Here is a 24301-nt window from a genome sequence, read left to right on the forward strand (position 1 = left end):
GCGGCAGGGAGCGACACGCGTGCGCGAGGGATTGGATCACTGTCGGAGATCGCAGCGGAACGCCTATGTTTTCCTATGCTTTCGACGATGCCGCACGGCAGCGACAAGGCCCGGCATGCAGGAGCGACGACGATCGATCCAAATCGGGCATGGATCAATGCCGAACGCATATTGATGGGACCCAGCAAAAGAGCTGCGGGACCGAGGTCCCGCAGCTCTCTCATTTCAAACGATCGTTGCGATCAGCGCGACGGCGCCACGCTCAGCTGCCCGCTTGCTGCCTCGACGTCGCGCGAGGGCCGCAATGCGAAGGCGCCGTCGCCAAGCAGCGCCTGCGCGACCAGCGCGATGGCCCAGAATGCGGGAAATTCCCAGCCGCCCTTCGGGTTGGTGAAGAAGAAGCCCGCCGCGCCGTGCACGGTGAAGATCGCGCCGAGCAGGACCGGAATGCCTGCCAGCGCCGCATAGCGGGTCCAGACGCCGAGGATCAGCGCAATGCCGCTGAGAACTTCCACCGTCATCACGAGGTAGGCCAGCTCCGGCGGGAAGCCGAGGCTGCCGAAGAACTTTGCCGTGCCAGCGGGGGTGAAGACGAACAGTTTCAGGCTCGCATGGGCCAGGAACAGGGCGCCCAAGGTCACACGCAACGCGAGGGCCGCGTAAGGGGCAGTACGGGAATCGATCATCGGTGTCTCCGTTGTTGCGAAGATCTATGATCTATTCCCGCTAGAATGATAATCTGCTATTCTGGAAATATACCTCACACCTATAGAGTGAAATAGATGCTCGACCGGCTGACCAGCCTGGAAGTCTTCGCCAAGGTGGCGGCGAACGGCAGCCTGTCCGGCGCGGCCCGCGCGATGGGGCTGTCGCAGACCATGGTGACCAAGCACGTCGCGTCGCTGGAGGCGCGGCTCGGCGTCAAGCTGTTCCACCGCACCACGCGCCGACTGTCGATCACCGAGGCTGGCCGCCTCTATCTGGAATCGTCCGAGCGGATCCTCGCCGACATGGAGACGGCGGATGCAGCGGTCGCGCGCGAGCGGGTCGAGCCGCGCGGATCGTTGCGGGTCAACGTGCCCGTGGTATTCGGCACTCGACAGATCGCTCCCCTGATTGCCGAATTCTCCGAGCGCCACCCTGAAGTCACCCTCGAGCTCGGCCTCAATGATCGTCTCGTCGACCTCGCCGAGGAGGGTTGGGACCTCGCGATCCGCATCGGCAAGCTGCGCGACTCCAGCATGGTGGCGCGCAAGCTCGCGCCGAACCGCCTGGTCGTCTGCGCCGCGCCGTCATATCTGGCGAAGCACGGCACGCCGCGCAGCGTGGGCGATCTCGCCGCGCATAATTGTCTCGGCTACACGCTTTCGCAGCAGGCGAGCGCGGCGGAATGGCTGTTCGGGGCGGATGTCGAGATCCGCGTCCAGGTGTCGGGAAACCTGCGCGCCAACAATGGCGATGTGCTGCGCGCGGCAGCGCTGGCCGGCCTTGGCCTCGCCCGGCAGCCGACCTTCATCATCGCCGATGATCTGCGGGCCGGCACGCTGGTCGCGCTGCCGCTCGACCAGCCGGAGATCCAGTCCTCCGCGGTCCATGCGGTCTACCTGCCCGATCGTCGTCCGCCGGCCAAGGTGCGCGCCTTCATCGATTTCCTCGCCGCGCGCTTTGCGCCGGACCCTCCATGGGACCGTGGCCTATGATGCGTCGGCTCCGGCAGAGGCCCTGCCCCACTTTGCCGCACGCGCGTCCGTGAGCTAGCGCACAGACGGCGCCATGGCGGACCACTACAAAAGGTGACATCCTCGCGCCATTGCCGATGGAGGTGACACCATGCGCCGTCCAGTCCTTTGCAATTTACTTCTTGCCTCCGGCCCGTTTGCCCTCAGCCAGTTGATGACGTCGACGGAAGCTGCCGCCGAAGCGCGGCTCGCGCTGGTGATCGGCCAGTCCGCCTATCGCACCGTGCCCGAGCTGCCCAACGCTGCCAACGATGCCAAGGGCATGGCCGAGCTGCTCGGTAATGCCGGCTTCACCGTCACTGCGGCGCCGAACCTCGCGCAGATCGAGATGCGCCAGGCGATCTCGGATTCGCCGACAAGGTCAGCGCCAGCGGCGCCGACACCGTCGCGCTGGTGTTCTACGCTGGCCACGGCCTGCAGATCGACGGCGAGAACTATCTGGTGCCTGTCGATCTCGATCCCAAGCGCGAAGCCGACATTCCGCTTCAGGGCGTGCGGCTGAATGATCTGCTCAACACGCTCGGCGCGCTGCCGACACGGGCGCGCATCTTCATGCTGGATGCCTGCCGCAACAATCCGTTCCCGGCGCTCTCGGGCGCCGGCCATGGGCTTGCCATCGTCGATACCAAAGCGGGCGCGCCCGGGTCCTTCATCTCGTATTCGACCTCGCCCGGCGCTGAGGCCGAGGACGGCTCCGGCGCCGACAGTCCCTACACAACGGCGGCACTGACGGTCGCCAAGCAACCGAACCTGCCGATCGAGGAAGTGTTCAAACGCATCCGCATCGCCGTGGCGCAATCGACCGACGGGCGACAGATCCCGTGGGAAAGCTCGTCGCTGACCACCGACTTCAAATTCTTCGGTGACAGCAGCGGCCAGCCGGCTGCTGCTGGCGCAAATGCGATGGCGCTTGCCAGCACCCCGCGCAGCGTCGCGGACTGGCGCAAGGACTTGCAGGGCAAGGATGCGAGCGCCGCCTATGATCTCGTGATCACTGAGGACACCGTCGAGGCCTATCAGGCCTATGTCGAACTCTACGCGGAGGCCTCCACCACGCCGCGCCTGCGCACGGTGCTGGAGCGCCGGCGCCAGATGCTGGCGTGGGAGCGCGCGGTCGCGATGAACACCCGCGCCTCCTTCGAGGCCTATCTCGCGAACTGGGGCAACAGCGATCTCGCCGCAACCGCGCGGCGGCTGCTGCTGCGCGTGCAGAACCGCAATTATGCCGTGCCGGTTGCGGCCGCGGCGGTTCCCGTCGCCGTCGCCATGGCGCCGACCTGTCCATGCTCGGCACCGACGCCGCCGGCGACGCCGATCAATCCGACGATTGCGCCTGTCATCAAGAAGCGCGTCGACGACACGCCGCCAAAGCGCAAGGTCGTCGATACACCGCCGAAGCGCCGGCCGCCGCCCGACGAAGTCGTCGTGGAACGCGCACCGCCTCCCGGTCCACCGCCCGGTGCCGTGATGCAAGGCATCGGGATCGGGATTGGAATTGGCATGGGAATGGGCGGCGGAGGCCGCGGCGGCGATTATCGCAACGAGCGCGGCCGGTACTGAGGTTTTCGCCAGCGAACCGAGAACCAATCTCTCCTCGGTCATTGCGAGCGCAGCGAAGCGATCCAGAGTCTTTCCTGGGAGGGATTCTGGATTGCTTCGCTGCGCTCGCAACGACGCGGATGGTGAGAAATCGCGTCTGGCGCCTTCCGATCCCGAAATGCTGTAGTGTTGTTGTTTGACGCACAGTTTTCCGGGGACCTCGATGCCGCACGACGCCGACGCCAAGCCTGCCTGGCCGCTACTCCGATCGCTCGCCTCCTATTCCTTACCGGGCGACCTGATGGCGGGACTGACGCTGGCGGCGATCGCGATCCCCGAGCAGATGGCGACGGCGCGGCTCGGCGGCTTTGCGCCCCAGATCGGATTCTTCGCCTTCATGGCAGGCTCGTTCGGCTTTGCGCTGCTCGGCGGCAACCGCTTTCTGTCCTGCGGCGCCGATTCCACGATCACGCCGATCTTCGCGGGCGGCCTTGCGGCGCTCGCCGCCACGGGCTCACCGGAATATCAGGGGCTCGCCATCGCGCTGGCCTTCATGGTCGGCGCGATGATGGTCGCGGGCGGCGCGTTCCGGCTCGGCGGTATCGCCAACCTCCTGTCGATGCCTGTGATGGTCGGCTTCCTCGCCGGCATCTCCGTCCACATCATCGTGTCGCAATTGCCCGGCGTGCTCGGGCTGGACTCGCCTGACGGCCCGACACTCGATCGCATCGGCGTGCTTGCTACCGAGATCGGCCGCACCAATCCCGTCACGCTCTGCATCGGCTTCGGCGTGCTCGCGGTGGTCTTCATCTCCGAGAAGATCAGCGCAAAAATCCCGGGCGCGCTGATCGGGCTGGTTGCCGCGACGCTAGCCACGATCGCGCTTGGCCTCGAGAGCAAGGGCGTCAACGTCGTCGGCGCCGTGCCAAGCACGCTGCCGCGACCGACCTTCCCGGTCCTTGCACCGGAGCTCTGGGTTCGCCTGGTGCCGCTCGCCTTCGTGGTCACCGTGGTGGTGATGGTGCAGACCGCGGCCACCACGCGATCGTTCCCGTCCGATCCCGACCAGCCCGCCGATGTCGACCGCGACTTCCTCGGCGCCGGCGCGGGCAGCGTGCTGTCCGGCCTGTTCGGCGCCTTTCCGGTCAATGCCAGCCCGCCGCGCACGGGCATCGTCGCCGAGACCGGCGGACAATCGCAGCTCGCCGGCCTTGCGGCAGCGCTGATCGTGCTGGCGCTGCTCGCCTTCGGAACGGGATTGCTGCGCCATGTACCCGACGCAGCGCTCGGCGGCATCCTGCTGTTCGTGGCGCTGCGGATCATCCGCACCAGGCAGATCGTCACGATCTACCGCCAGTCGTTCAGCGAATTTCTGCTGATCGTCGCCACCGCCGCGCTGATCATCGTGCTGCCGATCCAGCAAGGTGCGTTCCTCGGCATCATGCTGTCGCTGCTGCACGGCATTTGGAGCACGACGCGCGCAAGGCTGGTCGAATTCGAGCGCGTGCCGGGCACCACGATCTGGTGGCCGGCGCATCCGCACATGACCGGAGAGCGCGTCGAGCGCGTTGCCGTGATCGGGCTGCAGGCGCCGCTGTCGTTCCTCAATGCGCCGAGCTTCCGGAGCGACGTGGCAAAAGTGCTCGGCACGGCAATGCCGCGACTCCTGGTGCTGGAGGCGAGCGGCATGGTTGAGATCGACTTCACCGCTGCGCAGATCCTGCTCGACGTCTTCAAGGTGTGCAACGCGCAGGGCGTCACCGTCGCGCTGGCCCGGCTGGAATCGGTGCGCGCGCAGGACGCGTTCGAGCGTTTCCGCCTGTTCGACGCCTTGCCGAGGGAGCACGTCTTCCACAGCGTCGATGAGGCCGTGCACAGGCTGGCGAGGTAATCACGACACCAAAGTCGGATGATCCCGCTGCACCGTCTCGCGGATCCAGCCGGCGTGGATCGCGCGGAACAGGATCTGCGCCGTCTTGAGATCGCTCGCGCTCATGCAGAGGTCGACGATGCGATGCACCGCGTCGTCGCGCATCAGATCGTCGGAGATCTTCATCGCGATCTCCATTGCGACCTTCGCCGCGCGCTCATACCGGACGTTCTCGCCCTTGTCGTTTTGCGCAGCGGCGATGGCGCTCTGGGCCGCGGCGTCACAGATGGCGCGGATGCGCGCGGCGGCTTCGATGTCGCCGAGCGGCCATTGGATCGCCTCGTCCCAGATCTCCTGTCGCGTCTTGCGCGCAAACCACTGCATTGCATCGCTCCGCCGTGACGGAGCGAGCATAAACGGCGACCGGCCGGCGCGCTACGCCTCCGGCACGATCTTGCCGGGATTGAAGATGTTTTGCGGATCGAGCGCCTTTTTCAGCGCACGCATCGCATCCAGCGCTTCCGGGCCGAGCTCGGCCTTGAGGTATTTCTGCTTGCCCTGACCGATGCCGTGCTCGCCGGTGCAGGTTCCGTCCATCGCCTGCGCGCGCTCGACCAGGCGATGCATGAACTCTTCGCCGCGCGCCATCTCGGCCGCATCGTTGGTGTCACACACCAGCGAGCAGTGGAAATTGCCGTCGCCGACATGGCCGACGATCGGCGACAGCAGATTGAGCCGCTTGAGATCTTCCTCGGTCTCGCTGACGCAATCGGCGAGCCGCGAGATCGGCACGCAGACGTCGGTCGCGACCACGCCGATGCTGTTGCCCGGGCGCAGCGCCTTGACGGACCAATAGGCATCATGCCGCGCCTGCCACAGCTTTGTGCGATCCTCCGGCTTGGTGGTCCAGGAGAAATCGCCGCCGCCGCATTCTTTCGCGATCTCGCCGAAGGCCTTGGACTGCTCGGCGACCTCGATCTCGCTGCCGTGGAACTCCAGCAGCAGCAGCGGCGTCTCCGGCAAAGTCAGCTTCGAATAGGCATTGCAGGCCTGCACCTGCGCGGCATTGAGCAGCTCGATGCGCGCCACGGGAATACCGGTCTGGATCGCCAGGATCACCGCCTGACACGCCCCGTGCACTGTCTCGAACGACACCGCGCCGGCCGCGATCGTGTCGGGGATGCCGCGCAGGCGGATGGTCAGCTCCGAGATGATGCCGAGCGTGCCTTCGGCGCCGACGAACAGATGCGTGAGGTCGTAGCCGGCCGATGACTTCTTGGCGCGCGTGCCCGTGGTGATGATCTCGCCGTCGCCGCGCACCACCTTCAGTGCCAGCACGCTCTCGCGCATGGTGCCGTAGCGCACCGCGTTGGTGCCGGAGGCGCGGGTCGAGGCCATGCCGCCGAGCGAGGCGTCCGCGCCGGGATCGATCGGGAAGAAGAGGCCCTGGTCGCGCAGATGCTCATTGAGCGCCTTGCGGGTCACGCCGGGCTGGATCACGCAGTCGAGATCCTCGGCATGCACCGCGAGCACCTTGTTCATGTCACGCAAATCGATCGAGATGCCGCCGGCGGGCGCATTGACCTGGCCCTCGAGCGAGGTGCCGGTGCCGAAGGGAATGACGGGCACGCCATGCTTGGCGCAGATCCTCACCACGTCCTGGATGTCGGCGGTCTCCTGCGCCATCACCACGCCGTCGGGCGGCTGGTTGACGATCCATGTCGTGGTATGGCCGTGCTGCTCGCGGACAGCCTGCGAGGTGATCAGACGGTTGCCGAACCGTGCGGCAAGCTGCTCCAGCGCGCTTGCGAGGGCTTCCGGCGCCGGCCGCGGCGGATTATTGGTGATAACAGTACCCACGGACATTCCTCCCGACAGAAGAAACCGTGGCAAAGGACATAAAGCCGGTCAAGTCAAGCGACCGGACGCATAGCTTGGGAAGGACACATGCCGGAGAGTGCCGCCGCAGCCGCTACGCCTGAACCGTTCCGCGCCTCGATCATGCAGATCGAACCGCAATGGATCGATTACAACGGCCATCTCAACATGGCCTATTATAACGTGATGTTCGACCGCGCGATCGACCAGATGTGGCTCCAGCTCGGGATCGGGCCTGCTTACATGAAGGAGCGCGGCGGCTCGACCTTCACGGCCGAATGCCACGTGCGCTACTTGCGCGAGATCCATCTCGGCGATCCCGTGCAGGTCTCGGTCTGGCTGCTGGAAGCCGACGACAAGCGGCTGCATACCTTCGAGGAGCTGCGACACGCGACCGAAGGCTGGCTGTCGGCGACCTCCGAGAACATGTCGCTGCACATCGACATGGGCTCGCGCAAGGTGGCGGCGTTTCCGCCCGACATTCGCGAGCGCATTGCAACCGTCGTCAGCGCTCACCGCGCCGTGCCGCGGCCCGAGGGCATCGGCCGGAACGTGGCGATGCCCTCGAAGCGCTAGCTATATCCTGCGCCCGCGCGCCAGGCCGACCACGGCCGAGACCAGGAACAGGATGACGGCGACGAAGAAGATGATCTTGGCGATTTCGACGGAAGCGCCGGCGATGCCGCCAAAGCCCAGGATGCCGGCGATCAGTGCGATGACCAGAAACGTTACGACCCAGCCTAGCATGGTGAAACCTCTGTCTTGATGTCTGTCTGCGATCGACGCGGCTGGCCGCGCCTCATGCCTTGACAATCTCGACCCGGGAACGATGGTTCCGGTGCAGGCTGGCCGGAATTTAATGCCGTTCCGAGGAACAAATCGGCCCGCGGCGTACGTGGAAAACCTCTTCCCGGCGCCCCATATAGCCACCAATCCCTGTTAAGAAGGCTCCCTTCCGCCACCCCGCGGTGCCATCGTGGGGCAATGATTCGCATGACCGAGCCGAGCAAGATCACAGCCGTTCCCGACCACCAGCCCGCAGCCGGCGGCATCGCCGCGCGTGCGCGCGCCTCGGTGGGCCCGAAATACCTCTCCGGGCTCAATCCCGAGCAGCGCGAGGCAGTCGAGACGCTGGACGGACCGGTCCTGGTGCTGGCCGGCGCCGGCACCGGCAAGACGCGCGTCCTGACGACGCGCATCGCCCACATCCTGAGTCAGGGCCGCGCACGGCCGGCCGAGATCCTGTCGGTGACCTTCACCAACAAGGCCGCGCGGGAGATGAAGCACCGGCTCGGCCAGATGCTCGGCCACGCCGTCGAAGGTATGCCGTGGCTCGGCACCTTCCACTCCATCGGCGGCCGCATCCTGCGCTTCCACGCCGAGCTCGCGCAGCTCAAGTCGAATTTCACCGTGCTTGACGTCGATGATCAGGTGCGCCTGCTCAAGCAGCTGCTGCAGGCCGAGAACATCGACGACAAGCGCTGGCCGGCGCGCATGCTGGCCGGCTTGATCGACGGCTGGAAAAACCGCGGCTTGATGCCATCACAGGTGCCGTCGGGCGAAGCCGCGATGTTCGCCAACGGCAAGGGCGGCAAGCTCTATGCGAGCTACCAGGAGCGGCTGAAGATCCTGAACGCCGCCGATTTCGGCGACCTGCTGCTGGAAAACATCAGGATCTTCCGCGAGCATCCTGACATCCTCAGGCAGTATCAGCAGCGCTTCAAGTTCATCCTGGTCGACGAGTACCAGGACACCAACGTCGCGCAATATCTGTGGCTGCGGCTGCTGTCGCAGGCGCCCTCTTCGACCTCTCCCCGCCTGCGGGGTGAGGTCGCACCGCAAAGCGATGCGGGTGAGGAGGACTCTCCGCAGACCGCGCTCGTGGAGACTCCCCCTCATCCCGACCTTCTCCCCGCAAGCGGGGAGAAGGAGAAGACCAAAAACATCTGCTGCGTCGGCGACGACGATCAGTCGATCTATGGCTGGCGCGGCGCCGAGGTCGACAACATCCTGCGCTTCGAGCACGATTTTCCGGGCGCCAAGGTCATCCGCCTCGAGCGCAACTACCGCTCGACCGGCCACATCCTCGCCGCCGCCTCGCACCTGATCGCGCACAATGAAGGCCGGCTCGGCAAGACGCTGCGCACCGAGGACGTCGAGGGCGAGAAGGTTACCGTCACCGGCTCCTGGGATTCGGAAGAGGAAGCGCGCGGCATCGGCGAGGAAATCGAGCAGCTGCAGCGCCAGGGCGAGAAGCTCAATGAGATCGCGATCCTGGTGCGCGCGTCCTACCAGATGCGCGAGTTCGAAGACCGCTTCGTCACGCTCGGCCTGCCCTATCGTGTCATCGGCGGTCCACGCTTCTACGAGCGCGCCGAAATCCGCGACGCGCTGGCGTACTTGCGCGTGATCAATTCGCCGGCGGACGATCTCGCCTTCGAGCGCATCGTCAACGTGCCCAAGCGCGGCCTCGGCGATGCCACCGTGCAGATGCTGCACGACCATGCCCGCAAGCGCCGCGTCCCGCTGTTCGACGCGGCGCGCGCGGTGGTCGAGACCGACGAGCTGAAGCCGAAGGCGCGCGGCAGCTTGCGCGATCTCGTCGCCCAGTTCGACCGCTGGCGCGCCCAGCGCGAGGTCACCGCACACACCGATCTCGCCCAGATCGTGCTCGACGAGAGCGGCTACACCGAGATGTGGCAGAAGGACCGTTCGGCCGACGCCGCGGGCCGGCTCGAGAATCTGAAAGAACTCGTGCGCTCGATGGAGGAATTCGAGAACCTGCAAGGCTTCCTCGAACACATCTCGCTGGTGATGGACCGCGAGGGCGGCGCCGAGGACGACGCCGTGTCGTTGATGACGCTGCACTCCGCCAAGGGCCTCGAATTCGACAACGTGTTCCTGCCGGGCTGGGAGGAAGGCCTGTTCCCGAGCCAGCGCACGCTGGACGAACAGGGCCGCGCCGGGCTCGAGGAGGAGCGCCGGCTCGGCCATGTCGGCCTGACCCGCGCCCGCCGCCGCGCCATGATCTATTTCGCGACCAACCGCCGGATCCATGGCACCTGGTCGACCACGATCCCCTCGCGCTTCCTCGACGAGCTGCCGGCGGCCAATGTCGAGATCACGGAATCCAAGGGCGGCTCGGCCTGGGGCGGCACCGGCGGCTACGGCGCCTCCCGCTTCGACGACATGGAGGCGTTCGGCTCGAGCTATTCGACGCCGGGCTGGCAGCGCGCCCAGGCGAACCGCAATCGCGGCGGCGGCCGCAATGGCGGCAGAAGCGGCGGCTTCGAGGAAGAGGCCGCGACGTTCTCGTCCTCATCGTCATCCGGCCCCGATTTCGGCAGCTTCTCCTCGCGCCGCCGCGGCCCGCTGACGATCGAGGGCGAGCTGATCGCCAAATCGACCGGCACGACCTCGGAGTTCTCGCTGTCCGACCGCGTCTTCCACCAGAAATTCGGCTACGGCCGTGTCACCAAGATCGACGGCAACAAGCTCACCATCGCCTTCGACAAGGCCGGCGAGAAGAAGGTCGTGGACAGCTTTGTCCAGCGGGCGTGAGGCATGCCTCACTACGTCGCCATCATCGAGGATGCCGGCCCCGATGACGTCAGCCTGTGGTTTCCGGACCTGCCCGGCTGCATCTCCGGCGGCGACGATGTCGACGAAGCCCTGGAGAACGCGGCCGAGGCGATCGGATTTTACGCGCAGGATCTGACCGAGGACGGGCGCAAGCTTCCCTCGCCGCGGACCCTGGACCAGCTCAAGGCCGACCCCGAATTTGCCGATGCGATCCGGAACCACACCGCCGTGCTGATCGAATTTCCTCCCAATGCCGATGGCGAGGAGTGAGGACTGTTCGCCGCACTGGCCGGACTGTCGACAATTCCGCGGCGAACAGCCCTTGACCATCGCGAACTTCCCCGTATCAGATGCAGCCATGGTCCGGGGCTCCATCACACTGATCTTGCTGGCATTGGGGATGCCGTCGCTTGCGGCGGCGGAGACCATGAGCTTTGGCGATTCGATCGGGCTCTTGGCGAAAAGTTGCGGTGCGGACATCGTCGCCAATTGCCGCGGCGTCAACCCGGACTCCACCCGCCTGAAGGAGTGTCTCTCCCGCAATCGGGACGTGCTCTCGCAGCAGTGCCTGAGCGACTACCTCACCGTGTTCGATGCCATCCAGAAGCGCATCGGCGCCCGTGTCACGGTCGCGAACGCCTGCCAGCGTGAAATCGTCAAGGTCTGCGGCGGCTCGACCAAGGAGACCAGCAAGTCGATCCCCTGCCTGATCTCGACGCCGAAGGGCATCAGCAACAACTGCCTGAAGGCCGTCGACGACGCGGGGTATCGCTGATGCGCGCGTCCGGGCACGTCCGCCTTGCAATCGGTGTTGCGTTGGGCCTCGCTCTGCTCGCAGGCAAAGCCGGCGCGCAGACGGCACCGACCCGCGACGACATCGTCGGGAAGCTCAACCATTTCGAGGAAGCCGTCGAGGTCGACATTCCAGCACTGAAGCAGCAGGTGATGGAACGGGCCAGGGCGCGCATCAAGAACGATCCCGGTCCGGTGAACCGGCCGCCGATCGCGCCTGACCTGGCCAAGCTGCCGGCCTTCAACGCCCAGATCCAGTTCGACGCCGACACGCCGATCATCCAGCCGGAATCCTACCAGACCGTCGGCCGGATCGCCGACGCGCTGGTTCATGCCTCGCTGCTGCCCTACACGTTCCTCATCGTCGGCCACGTCGAGTCCAATTCGAAGACGCGCGAGGCCAACGCGATCCTGAGCCAGCGCCGTGCTGACGCGATCCGCGACGTGCTGGTCAACACCTTCAAGATCTCGACCAAGCGGCTTGTGCCGATCGGCCTCGGCGAAGAGCAGTTCCTCGACCGCGCGAAACCGACCTCGGCCGTCAACGGCCAGTTGCAAATCATGACCTTTGCCAAACTCCCCGAGGATGCACCGGCACGTCCCGCAGCAGCTCCTCCGCCTGCGACCAAAAAGCCCGCCAAGAGGCACTGAGCATGCGCGTCCCGGCCGCTACGGGAACCCTTTGAAGTCTCGATTATTTTGTGACCTGTCTCAGCGCGCGACGGCGCGGTCCTGCGCGACAAATGCCCCGGTTTGTGCACTGCTCTATCCGGTGCTATAGGCTCTGTTCGTCCTTCCCCGACCCTGTACTGCATGAGACCGAGATGGGTGGCTTTTTTCAACGCCAACTTGCCGTTTATGTCGAGTACCATCGCGATCCCCGGAACACGGCGATGCATGTCGTCGGCATCCTCCTGCTGTTCACCGGCGCTGTGATGCCGCTGACGCTGGTGAAGCTGCCGCTGTTCGGTGCCGAGGTCAGCCTGGCGGTGATCCTGGCCGTGCCGGTTCTGATCTATTGGCTGCTGCTCGACGTGGCGCTCGGGCTCGGGATCCTGGCCGTTTCCATCGTGCTGTTTTCCATCGCCTCGACCGTTGCCGCGCAGGTCAACATCATGGCGATGTGGGCGATTTTCACCGCCCTGATCGTGCTCGGCCTCGCCGCGCAGACCATCGGCCACAAGGTTTTTGAGGGGCGCGAGGCCTCGTTGTTCACTTTTCCTTCGCACCTTTTGCTCGGACCGATGTTCGTCATGGCAAAATTATTCATTGCACTGGGTTTTCGTCGTGACCTTGCCGCGATTCTCGCGCCTCTTCCGACCAACTCCCTTTCAACCCGATAGGCTTCCCGAAGCGGAATAATAGCAACCTACTTCATGGCTCTCGTACTGGTTACCGGTGGCAGCGGCTTCATCGGACATCATCTCGTCGAAGCGCTCCGCGGCAGGGAGCAGCGGGTGCGTGTGCTCGACGTGCGACCGCCTGCCGCACCCTGTGCCGACGTCGACTACGTGACAGGCTCGGTTCTCGACGCCGCCGCGGTCGATGCCGCGCTCGCCGGCGTCGATCAGGTCTATCACCTGGCCGGCCTGCCCGGCATGTGGGTCGCCAACAAGCAGGATTTTCACGACGTCAATTTCCGCGGCACCGAGATCGTGCTGGCGGCGGCGATGAAGCGCGGCGTGTCGCGCTTCCTGCACTGTTCGACGGAATCGATCCTGTTCCCCTACTCCAGCCTGAATGGCGTTGCCGCCGAAGAAGCGCTGCAGCCGGCCGAGGCGATGCCCGGCGCCTATACGCGGTCGAAATCGCTCGCCGAGCATTACGCCGCGAAAGCGGCCGCCGCGGGTTTCCCGCTCGTGATCGGCACGCCCACCATGCCGATCGGCGCTGCCGACCACAATCTGACGCCGCCGACCGCGATGCTCTGGTACTTCCTCCAGAAGAAGGTGCAGCCGCATCTCGACTTCCTGGTGAACCTGGTCGACGTGCGCGACGTCGCCACGGGCCTCGTGCTCGCCATGGAACGCGGCCGCATCGGTCAGCGCTATATTCTCGGCGGCGACTGCGTTCCGCTCGGGCGCATCCTGCGGATGATGTCGGCGATGAGCGGTCGCCGCCAGTTTCCGATCGTCGTGCCCGGCCGGATCGCTGAGCTCTCCGCCATCATGCTCGAATTCATTTCCGATCATTTCACGCGCCGGCCGCCCAACGGCACCGCCGAAGGCGTCCGCATCGCGCTTGCCGCCAGCGACCTGTCGATCGGCAAGGCGCGTACCGAGCTCGGCTATGCGCCGCGACCGATCGAACCGGTGCTGCGCGAAACAATCACCCATCTGCTCGCCCGCAACGGCCAGCAGCCCACCGGCACCATCAAGCATCACGCGCTCTCCTCGCGCGCGAGCTGATCTGCCGCCCAAAGCAAAGAACCTTTCCGCATGTCCTTCGATTTCAGCAAGCTTCTCTCCGTGGCCTGGGGTGGCTGGACCACGACCTGGCCGACCGAACTCCTGGCCCTGATCTGGCTTGCCTTTCTCGCCAGCTGGGTGGGCGCCTCGTTCTGGCAGGGGCGGACCAAGAAGCAGGTGATGACGCGGGAATCGCAGCGCTATAGCCTGCCGATCCTGATTGGCGGCATCCTCTACACGCCATTCATTGCGGAGATCCTGGGCTGGAAGCCGCTCTGGGTGCTCGGCAACACCGGCATCACCATCGCCGCGCTGCTCTCGGTCGCCGGCATCGCCTTCGCCTGGTGGGGTCGGCTGCATCTCGGGAAATTCTGGTCCAACACCATCACCCACAAGGAAGACCACCGCGTCATCGATACCGGCCCCTACGGCATCGTGCGCCACCCGATCTACACCGGCCTGATCTTCGGCATGCTGGTCACCGGATTCGCGATCGGCTTGGTCACGACGATCCTGGGCGCCATCCTGATCTCGCTCGGCATGTGGCAGAAGGGCCGGATGGAAGAGGTGTTCCTGTCGAAGGAGCTCGGCGAAGACGCCTACGGCGCCTATTGCCGCCGCGTGCCGATGATCATTCCGTTCACATCGCCGCAGTGATAGCGCGCGAGCGCTAAACCCTTCCCTGAGCAGCGTTGCTATTACTCCCGGGAGGAACTGCTTCGCGCCTCTCCATGCAAATTTGATCGGCTGCCATTCCCAGGGAATAGGCCGGATCGGCGTACCGCACAGGTTGACGTCTGCCCCGACAGCCAGTTGGATGCGCCCGCAAACAGGGGCTTCGCATGACCTTTTCCAGCATCTTCGCGCAATTCGTCGCGGTTCTCGGCGGCATTGCGCTGCAATGGCGGAAGCTGACCGGCACCGAGCCGGCACCGGCCTGGGGCCAGACGCCCGCCATTCCCGAAGCCAAGCCGCAAGGCGCGATCCCGACCCTGAAGATGCCGACTGCACGCGGCTGGAGCCAAGGGCAAAAGCCGACCGTCGCGGCCGGGCTCAAGGTCAACGCATTCGCGACCGGCCTCGACCATCCGCGCTGGATCGAGGTGCTGCCCAATGGCGACGTGCTGATTGCGGAGGCGACGCAGGTCGCGGGTCCCCCGCGCAGCGTATTTCACTACGCCATGCAGGCAACGATGCGCCGCGCCGCGGCGCTCGGCGTCTCGGCCAACCGTATTACGCTGCTCCGCGACAAGGACGGCGACGGCGTTGCGGAAGTTAGCGGCGCCTTCATGGAGAACCTCAACCAGCCGTTCGGCATGGCGCTGGTCGGCGACACCTTTTACGTCGGCAACACCGACGGCGTAATGGCGTTTCCTTACGTCGCCAATGCCGACCGCATCACTGCACCGGGCAAGCGGCTCACCAATTTCAAGCCCAGCGGCCACTGGACCCGCAGCCTGCTCGCCAGCCCCGACGGCAAGAAGCTCTATGCTGGCGTCGGCTCGCTCAGCAACATCGCCGAGATGGGCATGGAGGTCGAGGAGGGCCGCGCCGCAATCTACGAGCTCGACCTCGTCGCCGGCACGCACCGCATCTTCGGCGCCGGCCTGCGCAATCCCGTGGGACTTGCCTGGGAGCCGACGACCGGCGTGCTCTGGACCGTCGTCAACGAGCGCGACGGGCTCGGCGACGAGACGCCGCCGGATTATCTCACCTCGGTGCGCGATGGCGGCTTCTACGGCTGGCCCTATTGCTACTGGGGCAAGACGATCGACGACCGCGTGCCGCAGGATCCGGCGATGGTCGCGAAAGCGCTGCAGCCGGACTACGCGCTCGGCGGCCACACCGCGTCGCTCGGCCTGTGCTGGATGCCGGCAGGGACCCTGCCCGGCTTCGGAGACGGCATGGTGATCGGCCAGCACGGCTCGTGGAATCGCAGCAAGTTGTCCGGCTACAAGCTGGTGTTCGTCCCGTTCGAGAACGGCAAGCCGTCCGGCCCTTCGCGCGACATCCTGTCGGGCTTCCTGTCCCCCGACGAGAAGGAATCCTACGGCCGACCGGTCGGTGTCGTGATCGGCCCCGACAAGAAGTCGCTGCTGATGGCCGACGACGTCGGCAACGTGATCTGGCGCGTGACGGGGGCGTAAGGATCACGTCCCCACGCACAGCGTGGCGCGCTGCTTGCGCAGCAGCGCGATCACGGACAGCGCGGTGATCAGACCGGTCTTGGGATTTTCGGACGGGATGTTCTCGATACCCATCGAGAACCGCGCCGAATCCGCTTCGACCTCGATACGATGAACATTGCGCGTCACCGTCGGGTCGGCCCAAACCTGGATCTGAGTACGATCGGGTCCGATGCCCGCCAGCGACAGCGCAACCGCGACATTGACATTGGCCGGAAAGCCCTTCGCCGCGTCGCGTGCGCTGCCCTCGAACAGTTTCAGCGGCTCGCGCAGATTGTCGATGTCGATGTTGTTCTGAACGATGAACGGCGCGCCCTTGAGTCCATCGATCGGCTTGCGCGTCACCATCTTCACCGAATGGATGGTTCCGATCGCGGCGGCGTTCACCGCATCGAGTCCGATCAGCGCGCCTGTCGGCACGAGGATGCGGCCGCCATTGGCGCGGGCGAGATCAACCAGATCGTAATTGTCGAGCAGCCCGCCGACGCTGACCACGACCGCGGACTTGCCGCGTCTCACCGCTGGCTCGATGATCCCTCGCAATTGGCTGCTCGGTGCGCATTCCACCACGATATCGGCGGCGTCGCCGACCCGATCGATCGGCAGGATTTGCGGCGGATGGCGCAGGCCGCCGAGAAACGCCTGGTGCTTGGCGGGATCGCGCACTGCCAGCGCCGACAGCGCCAATCCCTCGATGCCCTGATCGAGCGCGCTTGCTACCTTTGTGCCGATCGAACCGAGGCCTGCAATCGCCACCCGCAATTCGCTTGAAGCATTCTGATCCGTCATCGTATCTCACTGTTTGTCCACGTCAGTGTCATAACCGCTCACGCCTCCCGCGCATAGCTGCGCAGGCGCGCCTCCAGCACCGACAGCATGGCGTCGCGAGCCGGATCGCGCGAGCCGCGCAGCCAGGCTGCGGCCAGCGGCAGCCGGCCGACGGGACCGCTCTGCTTGGGACGGAGCGGCACGAAGCGCACGCCCGAGACCGCCATCCGCGTGGTCCAGCGCGGCACGATCGCAACGCCGAGCTTCGTTGCGACCAGGTTGATGATGGTCTGTTTCTCGTCTGCAACCTGCACGATGCGCGGCGTCAGCCCGGCCTGCTCGAACAGCTTGACCGTGAGGTCGTGGCTGTGCGGCCGCGAGCGGCGGTCCGGCACCAGCATCGCTTCGTCGGCGATGTCGGCCAGCATCACCGACTTCCGCGCGGCGAGCGCATGGCGCTGCGGAAAGGCCACGATCGCGGTCTCCTGGAGCAACGGGCGAAACTCCAGCCGCTTGTCCGGCCGGTCGGGCGGTCGGACGAAGGCGAGATCGAGCGCACCGGTCAGGATCTTTGGCAGCAACCGGACGGTCTTGTCTTCCAGGAGTTGGACTGAGATATCCGGATTCCCGGCGCGGAAGTCGCGCAAGAGCGGCGGTAGCAGCCCCGCTGCGGCGCTGTCGATGGCACCGATCCGCAGCCGCCGCGCCGCGCCCGCGCGCGAGCGGTTGCGCAAGTTGCTCTCGACGGCTTCGACCTTGGCAAGGATGGCGCGGGCGTCGCGCAGCAGCGTCGCGCCGTCCTCGGTAAGCGAAACGGCGCGGGTCGTGCGCGCGAACAGCCGCGTGCCCAGATCCTCTTCCAATAGCCTGATCTGACGTCCGAGCGCCGACGGCAGCATCTGGAGATGCTGTGCGGCGCGGCCGAAATGCAGTTGCTCGGCCGCCGCCACGAAGCATCGAAGCTGATGCAATTCCATTCGCAAATCCTCTCGCCTGCACCAGTCGCCATGCCCGGGCTGTCGGGCGACCATGGGACGATTATATCATTTTTTTGTATAAACCAGCGCCAATTGAGTCAGGCTCCCGCCCCCGCCTAGGTTCGGTGCCGCACATCGAGAACGCATATAGGGGGACCAGGGTGGCGAGCGAGATTCAGACGCGCGTGCTGCGCAAGATCACCTGGCGCATCGTTCCCTTCATCATGCTGCTCTACTTCGTGGCCTTCGTCGACCGCGTCAACATCGGCTTCGTCTCACTGACGATGAACAAGGACATCGGCCTGTCGCCGACCGTCTACGGTTTTGGCGCCGGTATCTTCTTCTGGGCCTATTTCCTGTTCGAGGTGCCCTCCAACATCATTCTGCACAAGGTCGGCGCGCGAATCTGGATCGCGCGGGTGATGATCACGTGGGGCCTCGTCTCGGCGGCGATGGCGTTCGTGCAAGGCGCGACCAGCTTCTACATCCTGCGCTTCCTGCTCGGCGTCGCGGAGGCCGGCTTCTTTCCCGGCATCATCCTTTATCTCTCCTACTGGTTCCCGGCACGCCAGCGCGCCGCTGTGACCGCCCTGTTCATGGCGGCCGCACCGCTCTCGACCGTGCTGGGCTCGCCGGTCTCGGGCGCGCTCTTGGAGATGGACGGAATGCTCGGCCTCAAGGGCTGGCAATGGCTGTTCGTGCTGGAGGCACTGCCTGCCGTGCTGCTCGGCTTCGTCGTGCTGGCGTTCCTGACCGATCGGCCCGAGAAGGCGAAATGGCTCGGCGAGGACGAGCGCCGCTGGCTGGTCGAGACCATGAACGAAGAGACCACGCGCAAAGCTGCGACCGCGAGCCACAGCATCTGGCGCGGGCTGGCCGATCCCCGCGTGCTGGCACTGTCGCTGATCTATTTCGGCACTTCGGCGGGTCTCTATACGCTCGGCGTCTGGGCGCCGCAGATCATCAAGCAATTCGGCCTGTCCTCGCTCCAGGTCGGATTCCTCAACGCATTGCCGGCAACCGCTGCCGTGCTCGCCATGGTGCTGTGGGCGCGGCATTCAGACCGCACCGGCGAACGTACCTGGCATGTCGTGCTTGCCTGCCTGCTCTCGGCCGCGGGCCTTGCCTATGCTGGCCTTGCAGCCGGAGTGGTCACCGTCCTCGTTGCGCTGACGCTGGTGAACATCGGGATCTCCTCGGCGAAACCGCCGCTCTGGAGCATGCCAACGCTGTTCCTGTCCGGCCCGGCGGCCGCCGCAGGCATCGCGACCATCAATTCGATCGGCAATCTCGGCGGCTTCGTCGGTCCCGCCATGATCGGCTGGATCAAGGACCAGACCGGCAGCTTCATCGGCGGGCTTTACTTCGTCAGCGGCCTGCTGGTTCTCTCCGCGGCCCTGACCCTGCTATTGTCGCGCGCGAAAACCGCGCCCGTCGAAGCCGTCACGCAATCCCATTGATCTCTCAAACGGAGCCTTCCCATGCGCACCCATTCGATCGCAGCCATTCCCGCCGACGGCATCGGCCCCGAGGTGATCTCGGCCGGCGTGCGCGTGCTGGAAGCGCTGGCCAAGCGCAGCGGCGATCTCGCCTTCAACGTCAAGACGTTCGACTGGGGCTCTGACTACTACAAGAAGCACGGCGTGATGATGCCGGCCGACGGCCTCGCCGAGCTCAGGAAATTCGACGCGATCTATTTTGGCGCAGTCGGCGCCCCTGACGTGCCCGACCACATCACGCTGTGGGGCCTGCGGCTGCCGATCTGCCAGGGTTTCGACCAATACGCCAATGTGCGGCCGACCAAGATTTTGCCGGGCGTCGCCTCTCCGCTGCGCAATGTCGGCGTCGGCGATCTCGACTGGGTGATCGTGCGCGAGAATTCGGAAGGCGAATATGCCGGCATGGGCGGCCGCGCGCACAAGGGCCTGCCGGAAGAGGTCGGCACCGAAGTCGCGGTGTTCACCCGCGTCGGGGTCAGCAGGATCATGCGTTATGCCTTCCAGCTCGCGCAGTCGCGGCCGCGCAAATTCCTCACCGTGGTGACCAAGTCGAACGCACAGCGGCACGGCATGGTGATGTGGGACGAGATCGCGGCCGAGGTCGCGACCGAATTCCCCGACGTGACCTGGGACAAGATGCTGGTCGACGCCATGACGGTGCGCATGACGCTGCACCCGAAGAGCCTCGACACCATCGTCGCGACCAATCTGCACGCCGACATCCTCTCCGACCTCGCCGGTGCGCTGGCCGGGAGCCTCGGCGTGGCGCCGACCGGCAACATCGATCCGCAGCGCCGCTTCCCCTCGATGTTCGAGCCGATCCACGGCTCCGCCTTCGACATCACCGGCAAAGGCATCGCCAACCCGGTCGCGACGTTCTGGACCGGTGCGCAGATGCTCGAACATCTCGGTGAAAAGGATGCCGCCGCACGTTTGATGAAGGCGGTCGAGCAGGTCTGCGCGGCCGGCGTGCTGACGCCTGACGTCGGCGGCAAGGCGACGACCAAGGACGTCACCGACGCCGTGATCGACGCGATCCACGGCTCGAACGTGTGAGCAAACCTACTTCTTGCGCCCCGAAGGTGCGGCCGGCGGCGGCACCGCCATCGCAGCAGCGGCCGCAGGCTCCGGCGGCACCAGGTGCCGCGGCACGATGATCGACTGCCCCGGGGTGAGCGTTGCGTTTTCGGGCAACGAATTGCTTTGCGCGATCGTCCAGACCGGCACGCGATTGGCAGCCGCAATGCTCTCCATCGTATCTCCCGCGCGTACCGGCAGACGCACGCCGCTGTCCCACAACTCGACCAGCGTATCGGCCGGAACGAGATAGCGCAGTGGCACCGCATCGGCCTCGGTCTGCGGCGAGATGCGCGGCAGCTGCGTCACCATCTCGATGATCTGGCGATGGATGTCGTCGGACTTCTCGATGTTGATGTGAGAGACGCGGCTGTTCTCCTTCAGGTCGTAGCTCGCGTAATGGCCGCGGAAGCCGGGCACGGCCACGACGTCGCCGCCGCCGAGCACGCTGTCGGAGAGGAAGATGTTGATGAAGCGTTCGACATTGAGCGGCACGTCATCGGTCGCATGCGCGGGGTCGATGGTGATGACGAGGCTGATCGGAATGTTCTCCTTGGCCGCCATCTCGGAGATGATCACCGAGCACAGCCCGCCCATGGAATGACCGATCAGCACGATCGGCGCCGGGCTTTCCTTGTAGCTGGCGATGGCGCGGTTGCCGATCAGCCGGCACAGGGTGAATTCGTAGACATCGGCCGAAAAGCCGGCCTTTGTCAGCTTCTCGCTGAGCCGATCCATGCCGGTCGAGAAGATCGGCCCCATCGCACCGCGAAACAGATAGATCTTCGGTGGCGGCAGCGGCTCGAATGGCGGAGTGGGAGGCGGCGGCACCACGGCAGTCATGGCCGCGCGCTTTGACTTGGCAGGCGAGGCCGCGGCCAATCCGGGGGTCAAGGCGAGCAGCGCAACCGCCGCCAACACCACAAGTCGCCTTGGATCAATCATCAAGTCCCGCAGTCCCACCACGGGAGGGCAAGCGCCCTCCACCGCGGCGCTTAGTGAGCGCCGATTGGGTGGAATTTGGGGCACGGAACCTGATCCGGCGCCGCGCGCCGCTTTAGTTCCTCGCCGGCGGCACCGCCGCTGCCGAGCGCGCGCTCCGCGGAGCGGCGCCGGGTGCAGCAATCGGGCCTGCCGGGCCGCGCGAGCGGGCGATGGCAGCGTCGATCTCGGCGATCACGCGGCGCTGGATCGCCTCGTTCTTGTCGATGGTGATATGGCCGACACCGCTGCCGCGCACGTCGACATTGTCGAGCTTGCCGCGGAAGCCGGCAGCGGCCCGCACCGGCTCGCCCGGACCGTCACCGATATAGATGTTGATGTAGCGTTCGGCACCGGTCGACAGCTTGGTCTTGAACACGGAGTCGAGGCCGATCGCGAGCTTCACGGGGACGCCGAGGTGGTTGAGCTTGGCGATCATGTCGGGCAGCGCGGTCGCGCCCGAGGAGTGCCCGACCAGCACGATGGTCTTGACGCGGCCGGCCCTGTAATTCGCAGCGGCCTCATCGGCAAGCGAGGACCAGGAGACAAAGTTGGCGACCGTCACCGGGATGCCCTGCGCCTCGAGCCGGGCACCGATCGTGTCGAGCCCGAGCGAGAAGATGTTGAGCACGCCGCGCAGCAGGTAGACGTGCGTGGTCGCAGCCGCCTGGCTCGGCGCTGCCTTGGCGGTGGTCGGGCTCATGGCAACAGCTGACAGCAGGAGCAGGCAAATCGCCCACATGCGGAGAGCGAGCAACTGGCTGGCGCCGGCGGTGTGACGGCCGTTCGGTCTCATCGATTGTTTCCCTGGGGACATACGCTTGGCGATTGGCCGGAATCGTAGCCACGGCCTGCTCGCAGACGCAACAAAGAGGCGCGTGAACGGCGATCTTAGCCGCAATGCGTGACCATCGTGCAACACTTGCCCGAAACCTGCCACCGAAGGGCCTGTTTTGAGACCATTTTTCTCCGGGCAATTGCGGGCAGGCAACGCCCTTCCTATTTCAGGGCTCCGCCGGTCTTCCGCCGCCCAGGTACGGACTCCGGCGCCTCCCCTCCCCACCCTCACCGGCTCACATGTCCTCCATCATTTCCGTCGCCAATCTGTCGAAGACCTATGGGTCCGGCTTCAAGGCGCTCAAGAACGTCAATCTCGAGATCAGGCGCGGCGAGATCTTCGCGCTGCTCGGCCCCAACGGGGCCGGCAAGACCACCCTGATCTCGATCATCTGCGGCATCGCCAATCCGAGCGAGGGCCGTGTTTTGGTCGGCGGCGAGGACATCCAGACCTCCTACCGCAAGGCGCGCTCGCTGATCGGCCTCGTGCCGCAGGAATTGCACACCGACGCTTTCGAGAGCGTGTGGGCGACCGTGAGCTTCTCCCGCGGCCTGTTCGGCAAGCCGAAGAATCCTGCGCACATCGAGAAGGTGCTGAAAGACCTCTCGCTCTGGGACAAGAAGGACAACAAGATCATCACGCTCTCCGGAGGCATGAAGCGCCGCGTGATGATCGCGAAAGCGCTGTCGCACGAACCCCAGATCCTGTTCCTGGACGAGCCCACCGCCGGCGTCGACGTCGAGCTGCGCAAGGGCATGTGGGAGGTGGTGCGCGGCCTTCAGCAGTCCGGCGTCACCATCATCCTGACCACGCATTACATCGAGGAAGCCGAGGAGATGGCCGACCGTATCGGCGTCATCAACAAGGGCGAGATCGTGCTGGTCGAGGACAAGACCACCTTGATGCAGAAGCTCGGCAAGAAGCGGCTGACGCTGCATCTGCAGGGCAAGCTCGGCGCGCTGCCCGATAGTCTCGCCCAATACGAGCTCGACCTTTGCGACGGCGGCGCGACGCTGGTCTACGACTACGACACCAAGGGCGAGCGCACCGGCATCACCAGCCTGCTCAGCGACCTTCGCACCGCCGGCATCCGCTTCAACGATCTCGACACGACCCAGTCGTCGCTCGAGGACATCTTCGTCGACCTCGTGAGGACGTCATGAACCATCGCGCCATCCGCGCCATCTATCTGTTCGAAATGGCGCGCACCTGGCGCACGCTGCTGCAAAGCATCGTCTCGCCTGTCGTCTCGACCTCGCTCTATTTCGTGGTGTTCGGCGCCGCGATCGGCTCGCGCATCAGCCAGGTCGAGGGCGTCAGCTACGGCACCTTCATCGTGCCGGGCCTGATCATGCTCTCGGTGCTGACGCAGAGCATCGCCAACGCCTCGTTCGGCATCTACTTCCCGAAATTCACCGGCACGATCTACGAGATCCTGTCCGCGCCGATTTCCTATTTCGAGATCGTGCTCGGCTATGTCGGCGCCGCCGCGACCAAATCGATCATCCTCGGCCTGATCATTCTCGCGACGGCCGGCTTGTTCGTGCCGCTGCACATCCATCATCCGGTCTGGATGCTGGCCTTCCTGGTGCTGACGGCCGTGACGTTCAGCCTGTTCGGCTTCATCATCGGCATCTGGGCCGACGGTTTCGAAAAACTGCAGATGATCCCGATGCTGGTGGTGACGCCGCTAACGTTTCTCGGCGGCAGCTTCTATTCCATCGACATGCTGCCGCCGACCTGGCGCACCGTGGCGCTGCTCAACCCGGTCGTCTACCTGATCTCCGGCTTCCGCTGGAGCTTCTACGAAATCGCCGATGTCAGCGTGTCCGTCTCCATCGGCATGACGGCGGCGTTCCTCGTGGTGTGCCTGGCCGTGATCTGGTGGATCTTCCGCACGGGATACCGGCTGAAGAACTGAGCCTTGCTGTCATTCCGGGCTCGCCCTTCGGGCACCCCGGAATGACAGCTGAAGCCTCACCGATAGCAGTGGAAGCGGTGATAGCCGTCGTAATAGCCGTGACAATGGCGATAGTAGCGATGGTGGGGAACGCCGAACACGCCCTCGACCGCTCCGACGGCGCCGCCGACGCCGGCACCGACCACGCCTCCGACCGCGCCGCCCACAGGACCGGCAATCCGGTTGCCTTCATAGGAGCCTTCCTGG

General features: G+C 65.4%; 23 protein-coding genes and 2 pseudogenes. 16 read left to right on the top strand and 9 right to left on the bottom strand.

Annotation, left to right across the window (positions count from 1 at the left end):
- Positions 1–242: 242 nt before the first annotated feature.
- Positions 243–686, bottom strand: coding sequence for a DoxX family protein (locus IF809_RS24270; protein WP_453996051.1), 444 nt, complete (start codon positions 684–686; stop codon positions 243–245).
- 96 nt (positions 687–782) lie between these two features.
- Between IF809_RS24270 and IF809_RS24275 the strand changes: the two genes are divergently transcribed.
- The 3 genes and pseudogenes from IF809_RS24275 to IF809_RS24285 all read left to right on the top strand — a co-directional run bounded on the left by IF809_RS24275 (position 783) and on the right by IF809_RS24285 (position 5169).
- Positions 783–1700: a LysR family transcriptional regulator gene (locus tag IF809_RS24275; RefSeq protein ID WP_462838757.1), complete on the top strand. Its 918-nt coding sequence runs from the start codon at positions 783–785 to the stop codon at positions 1698–1700.
- Positions 1701–1830: 130 nt separating this feature from the next.
- A pseudogene (locus tag IF809_RS24280) lies at positions 1831–3299 on the top strand (caspase family protein).
- 202 nt (positions 3300–3501) lie between these two features.
- On the top strand, positions 3502–5169 hold the full coding sequence (locus IF809_RS24285; RefSeq protein WP_462838758.1) for a SulP family inorganic anion transporter: 1668 nt from the start codon (positions 3502–3504) through the stop codon (positions 5167–5169).
- Here IF809_RS24285 and IF809_RS24290 read toward each other — a convergent pair whose 3' ends face one another.
- Positions 5170–5532 carry a hypothetical protein gene (locus tag IF809_RS24290; protein WP_453982437.1) on the bottom strand — a complete coding sequence of 121 codons (363 nt, stop codon included), beginning with the start codon at positions 5530–5532 and terminating at the stop codon, positions 5170–5172. It lies immediately after the preceding gene.
- A 51-nt stretch (positions 5533–5583) separates the two neighbouring features.
- On the bottom strand, positions 5584–7008 hold the full coding sequence (locus tag IF809_RS24295; RefSeq protein ID WP_462838759.1) for an FAD-binding oxidoreductase: 1425 nt from the start codon (positions 7006–7008) through the stop codon (positions 5584–5586).
- An 87-nt stretch (positions 7009–7095) separates the two neighbouring features.
- Between IF809_RS24295 and IF809_RS24300 the strand changes: the two genes are divergently transcribed.
- On the top strand, positions 7096–7602 hold the full coding sequence (locus IF809_RS24300) for a thioesterase family protein (RefSeq protein WP_462838760.1): 507 nt from the start codon (positions 7096–7098) through the stop codon (positions 7600–7602).
- On the opposite strand, the gene IF809_RS24305 is transcribed toward IF809_RS24300, so the two are convergent.
- Positions 7603–7773 carry a DUF1328 domain-containing protein gene (locus tag IF809_RS24305; RefSeq protein WP_092299745.1) on the bottom strand — a complete coding sequence of 57 codons (171 nt, stop codon included), beginning with the start codon at positions 7771–7773 and terminating at the stop codon, positions 7603–7605.
- 237 nt (positions 7774–8010) lie between these two features.
- Between IF809_RS24305 and IF809_RS24310 the strand changes: the two genes are divergently transcribed.
- The 8 genes from IF809_RS24310 to IF809_RS24345 all read left to right on the top strand — a co-directional run bounded on the left by IF809_RS24310 (position 8011) and on the right by IF809_RS24345 (position 15955).
- Positions 8011–10587, top strand: a complete 2577-nt coding sequence (locus IF809_RS24310; protein ID WP_128964732.1) for an ATP-dependent helicase — start codon at positions 8011–8013, stop codon at positions 10585–10587.
- A 3-nt stretch (positions 10588–10590) separates the two neighbouring features.
- Positions 10591–10878 carry a type II toxin-antitoxin system HicB family antitoxin gene (locus IF809_RS24315; RefSeq protein WP_128964731.1) on the top strand — a complete coding sequence of 96 codons (288 nt, stop codon included), beginning with the start codon at positions 10591–10593 and terminating at the stop codon, positions 10876–10878.
- Positions 10879–10966: 88 nt separating this feature from the next.
- A complete protein-coding gene (locus IF809_RS24320; RefSeq protein ID WP_128969198.1) occupies positions 10967–11383 on the top strand; it encodes a hypothetical protein in 417 nt (138 codons plus the stop codon).
- Entirely contained in the window at positions 11383–12051 is a 669-nt protein-coding gene (locus IF809_RS24325) for an OmpA family protein (protein WP_462838761.1), read from the top strand. The genes IF809_RS24320 and IF809_RS24325 overlap by 1 nt, the downstream gene beginning before the upstream one ends.
- Positions 12052–12224: 173 nt before the next feature.
- Positions 12225–12743 carry an Mpo1 family 2-hydroxy fatty acid dioxygenase gene (locus tag IF809_RS24330; protein WP_128969197.1) on the top strand — a complete coding sequence of 173 codons (519 nt, stop codon included), beginning with the start codon at positions 12225–12227 and terminating at the stop codon, positions 12741–12743.
- 33 nt (positions 12744–12776) lie between these two features.
- Positions 12777–13808, top strand: a complete 1032-nt coding sequence (locus IF809_RS24335) for an NAD-dependent epimerase/dehydratase family protein (protein ID WP_462838762.1) — start codon at positions 12777–12779, stop codon at positions 13806–13808.
- A gap of 30 nt (positions 13809–13838) precedes the next feature.
- A complete protein-coding gene (locus tag IF809_RS24340; RefSeq protein ID WP_128964728.1) occupies positions 13839–14465 on the top strand; it encodes a methyltransferase family protein in 627 nt (208 codons plus the stop codon).
- Between the two features lie 185 nt (positions 14466–14650).
- Positions 14651–15955 carry a PQQ-dependent sugar dehydrogenase gene (locus IF809_RS24345; protein WP_128964727.1) on the top strand — a complete coding sequence of 435 codons (1305 nt, stop codon included), beginning with the start codon at positions 14651–14653 and terminating at the stop codon, positions 15953–15955.
- A 3-nt stretch (positions 15956–15958) separates the two neighbouring features.
- On the opposite strand, the gene IF809_RS24350 is transcribed toward IF809_RS24345, so the two are convergent.
- Entirely contained in the window at positions 15959–16783 is an 825-nt protein-coding gene (locus IF809_RS24350; protein ID WP_462838763.1) for an aspartate dehydrogenase, read from the bottom strand.
- 38 nt (positions 16784–16821) lie between these two features.
- Positions 16822–17739, bottom strand: a complete 918-nt coding sequence (locus IF809_RS24355) for a LysR family transcriptional regulator (protein WP_128964725.1) — start codon at positions 17737–17739, stop codon at positions 16822–16824.
- A 161-nt stretch (positions 17740–17900) separates the two neighbouring features.
- On the opposite strand from IF809_RS24355, the gene IF809_RS24360 reads away from it, so the two are divergent.
- On the top strand, positions 17901–19199 hold the full coding sequence (locus tag IF809_RS24360; RefSeq protein WP_462838764.1) for an MFS transporter: 1299 nt from the start codon (positions 17901–17903) through the stop codon (positions 19197–19199).
- A 21-nt stretch (positions 19200–19220) separates the two neighbouring features.
- A complete protein-coding gene (locus IF809_RS24365) occupies positions 19221–20294 on the top strand; it encodes a tartrate dehydrogenase (RefSeq protein ID WP_128964723.1) in 1074 nt (357 codons plus the stop codon).
- 6 nt (positions 20295–20300) lie between these two features.
- On the opposite strand, the gene IF809_RS24370 is transcribed toward IF809_RS24365, so the two are convergent.
- Positions 20301–21260 (bottom strand): LysM peptidoglycan-binding domain-containing protein, encoded by a 960-nt coding sequence (locus tag IF809_RS24370; protein WP_128964722.1) that lies wholly within the window; start codon positions 21258–21260, stop codon positions 20301–20303.
- A gap of 112 nt (positions 21261–21372) precedes the next feature.
- Complete coding sequence (locus tag IF809_RS24375) at positions 21373–22092, bottom strand: hypothetical protein (protein ID WP_128964721.1); 720 nt, start codon at positions 22090–22092, stop codon at positions 21373–21375.
- 281 nt (positions 22093–22373) lie between these two features.
- Here IF809_RS24375 and IF809_RS24380 point away from each other — a divergent pair, with 281 nt between their 5' ends.
- Together IF809_RS24380 and IF809_RS24385 are read left to right on the top strand one after the other, a co-directional pair.
- Positions 22374–23297, top strand: a complete 924-nt coding sequence (locus tag IF809_RS24380) for an ABC transporter ATP-binding protein (RefSeq protein WP_453982421.1) — start codon at positions 22374–22376, stop codon at positions 23295–23297.
- Positions 23294–24055, top strand: a complete 762-nt coding sequence (locus tag IF809_RS24385; RefSeq protein ID WP_128964719.1) for an ABC transporter permease — start codon at positions 23294–23296, stop codon at positions 24053–24055. Before IF809_RS24380 ends, IF809_RS24385 begins: the two co-directional genes overlap by 4 nt.
- A gap of 56 nt (positions 24056–24111) precedes the next feature.
- Here IF809_RS24385 and IF809_RS24390 read toward each other — a convergent pair.
- Positions 24112–24301, bottom strand: a pseudogene (locus tag IF809_RS24390) (hypothetical protein); the annotation flags it as partial.

This window comes from Bradyrhizobium sp. UFLA06-24 (genome assembly GCF_054967145.1).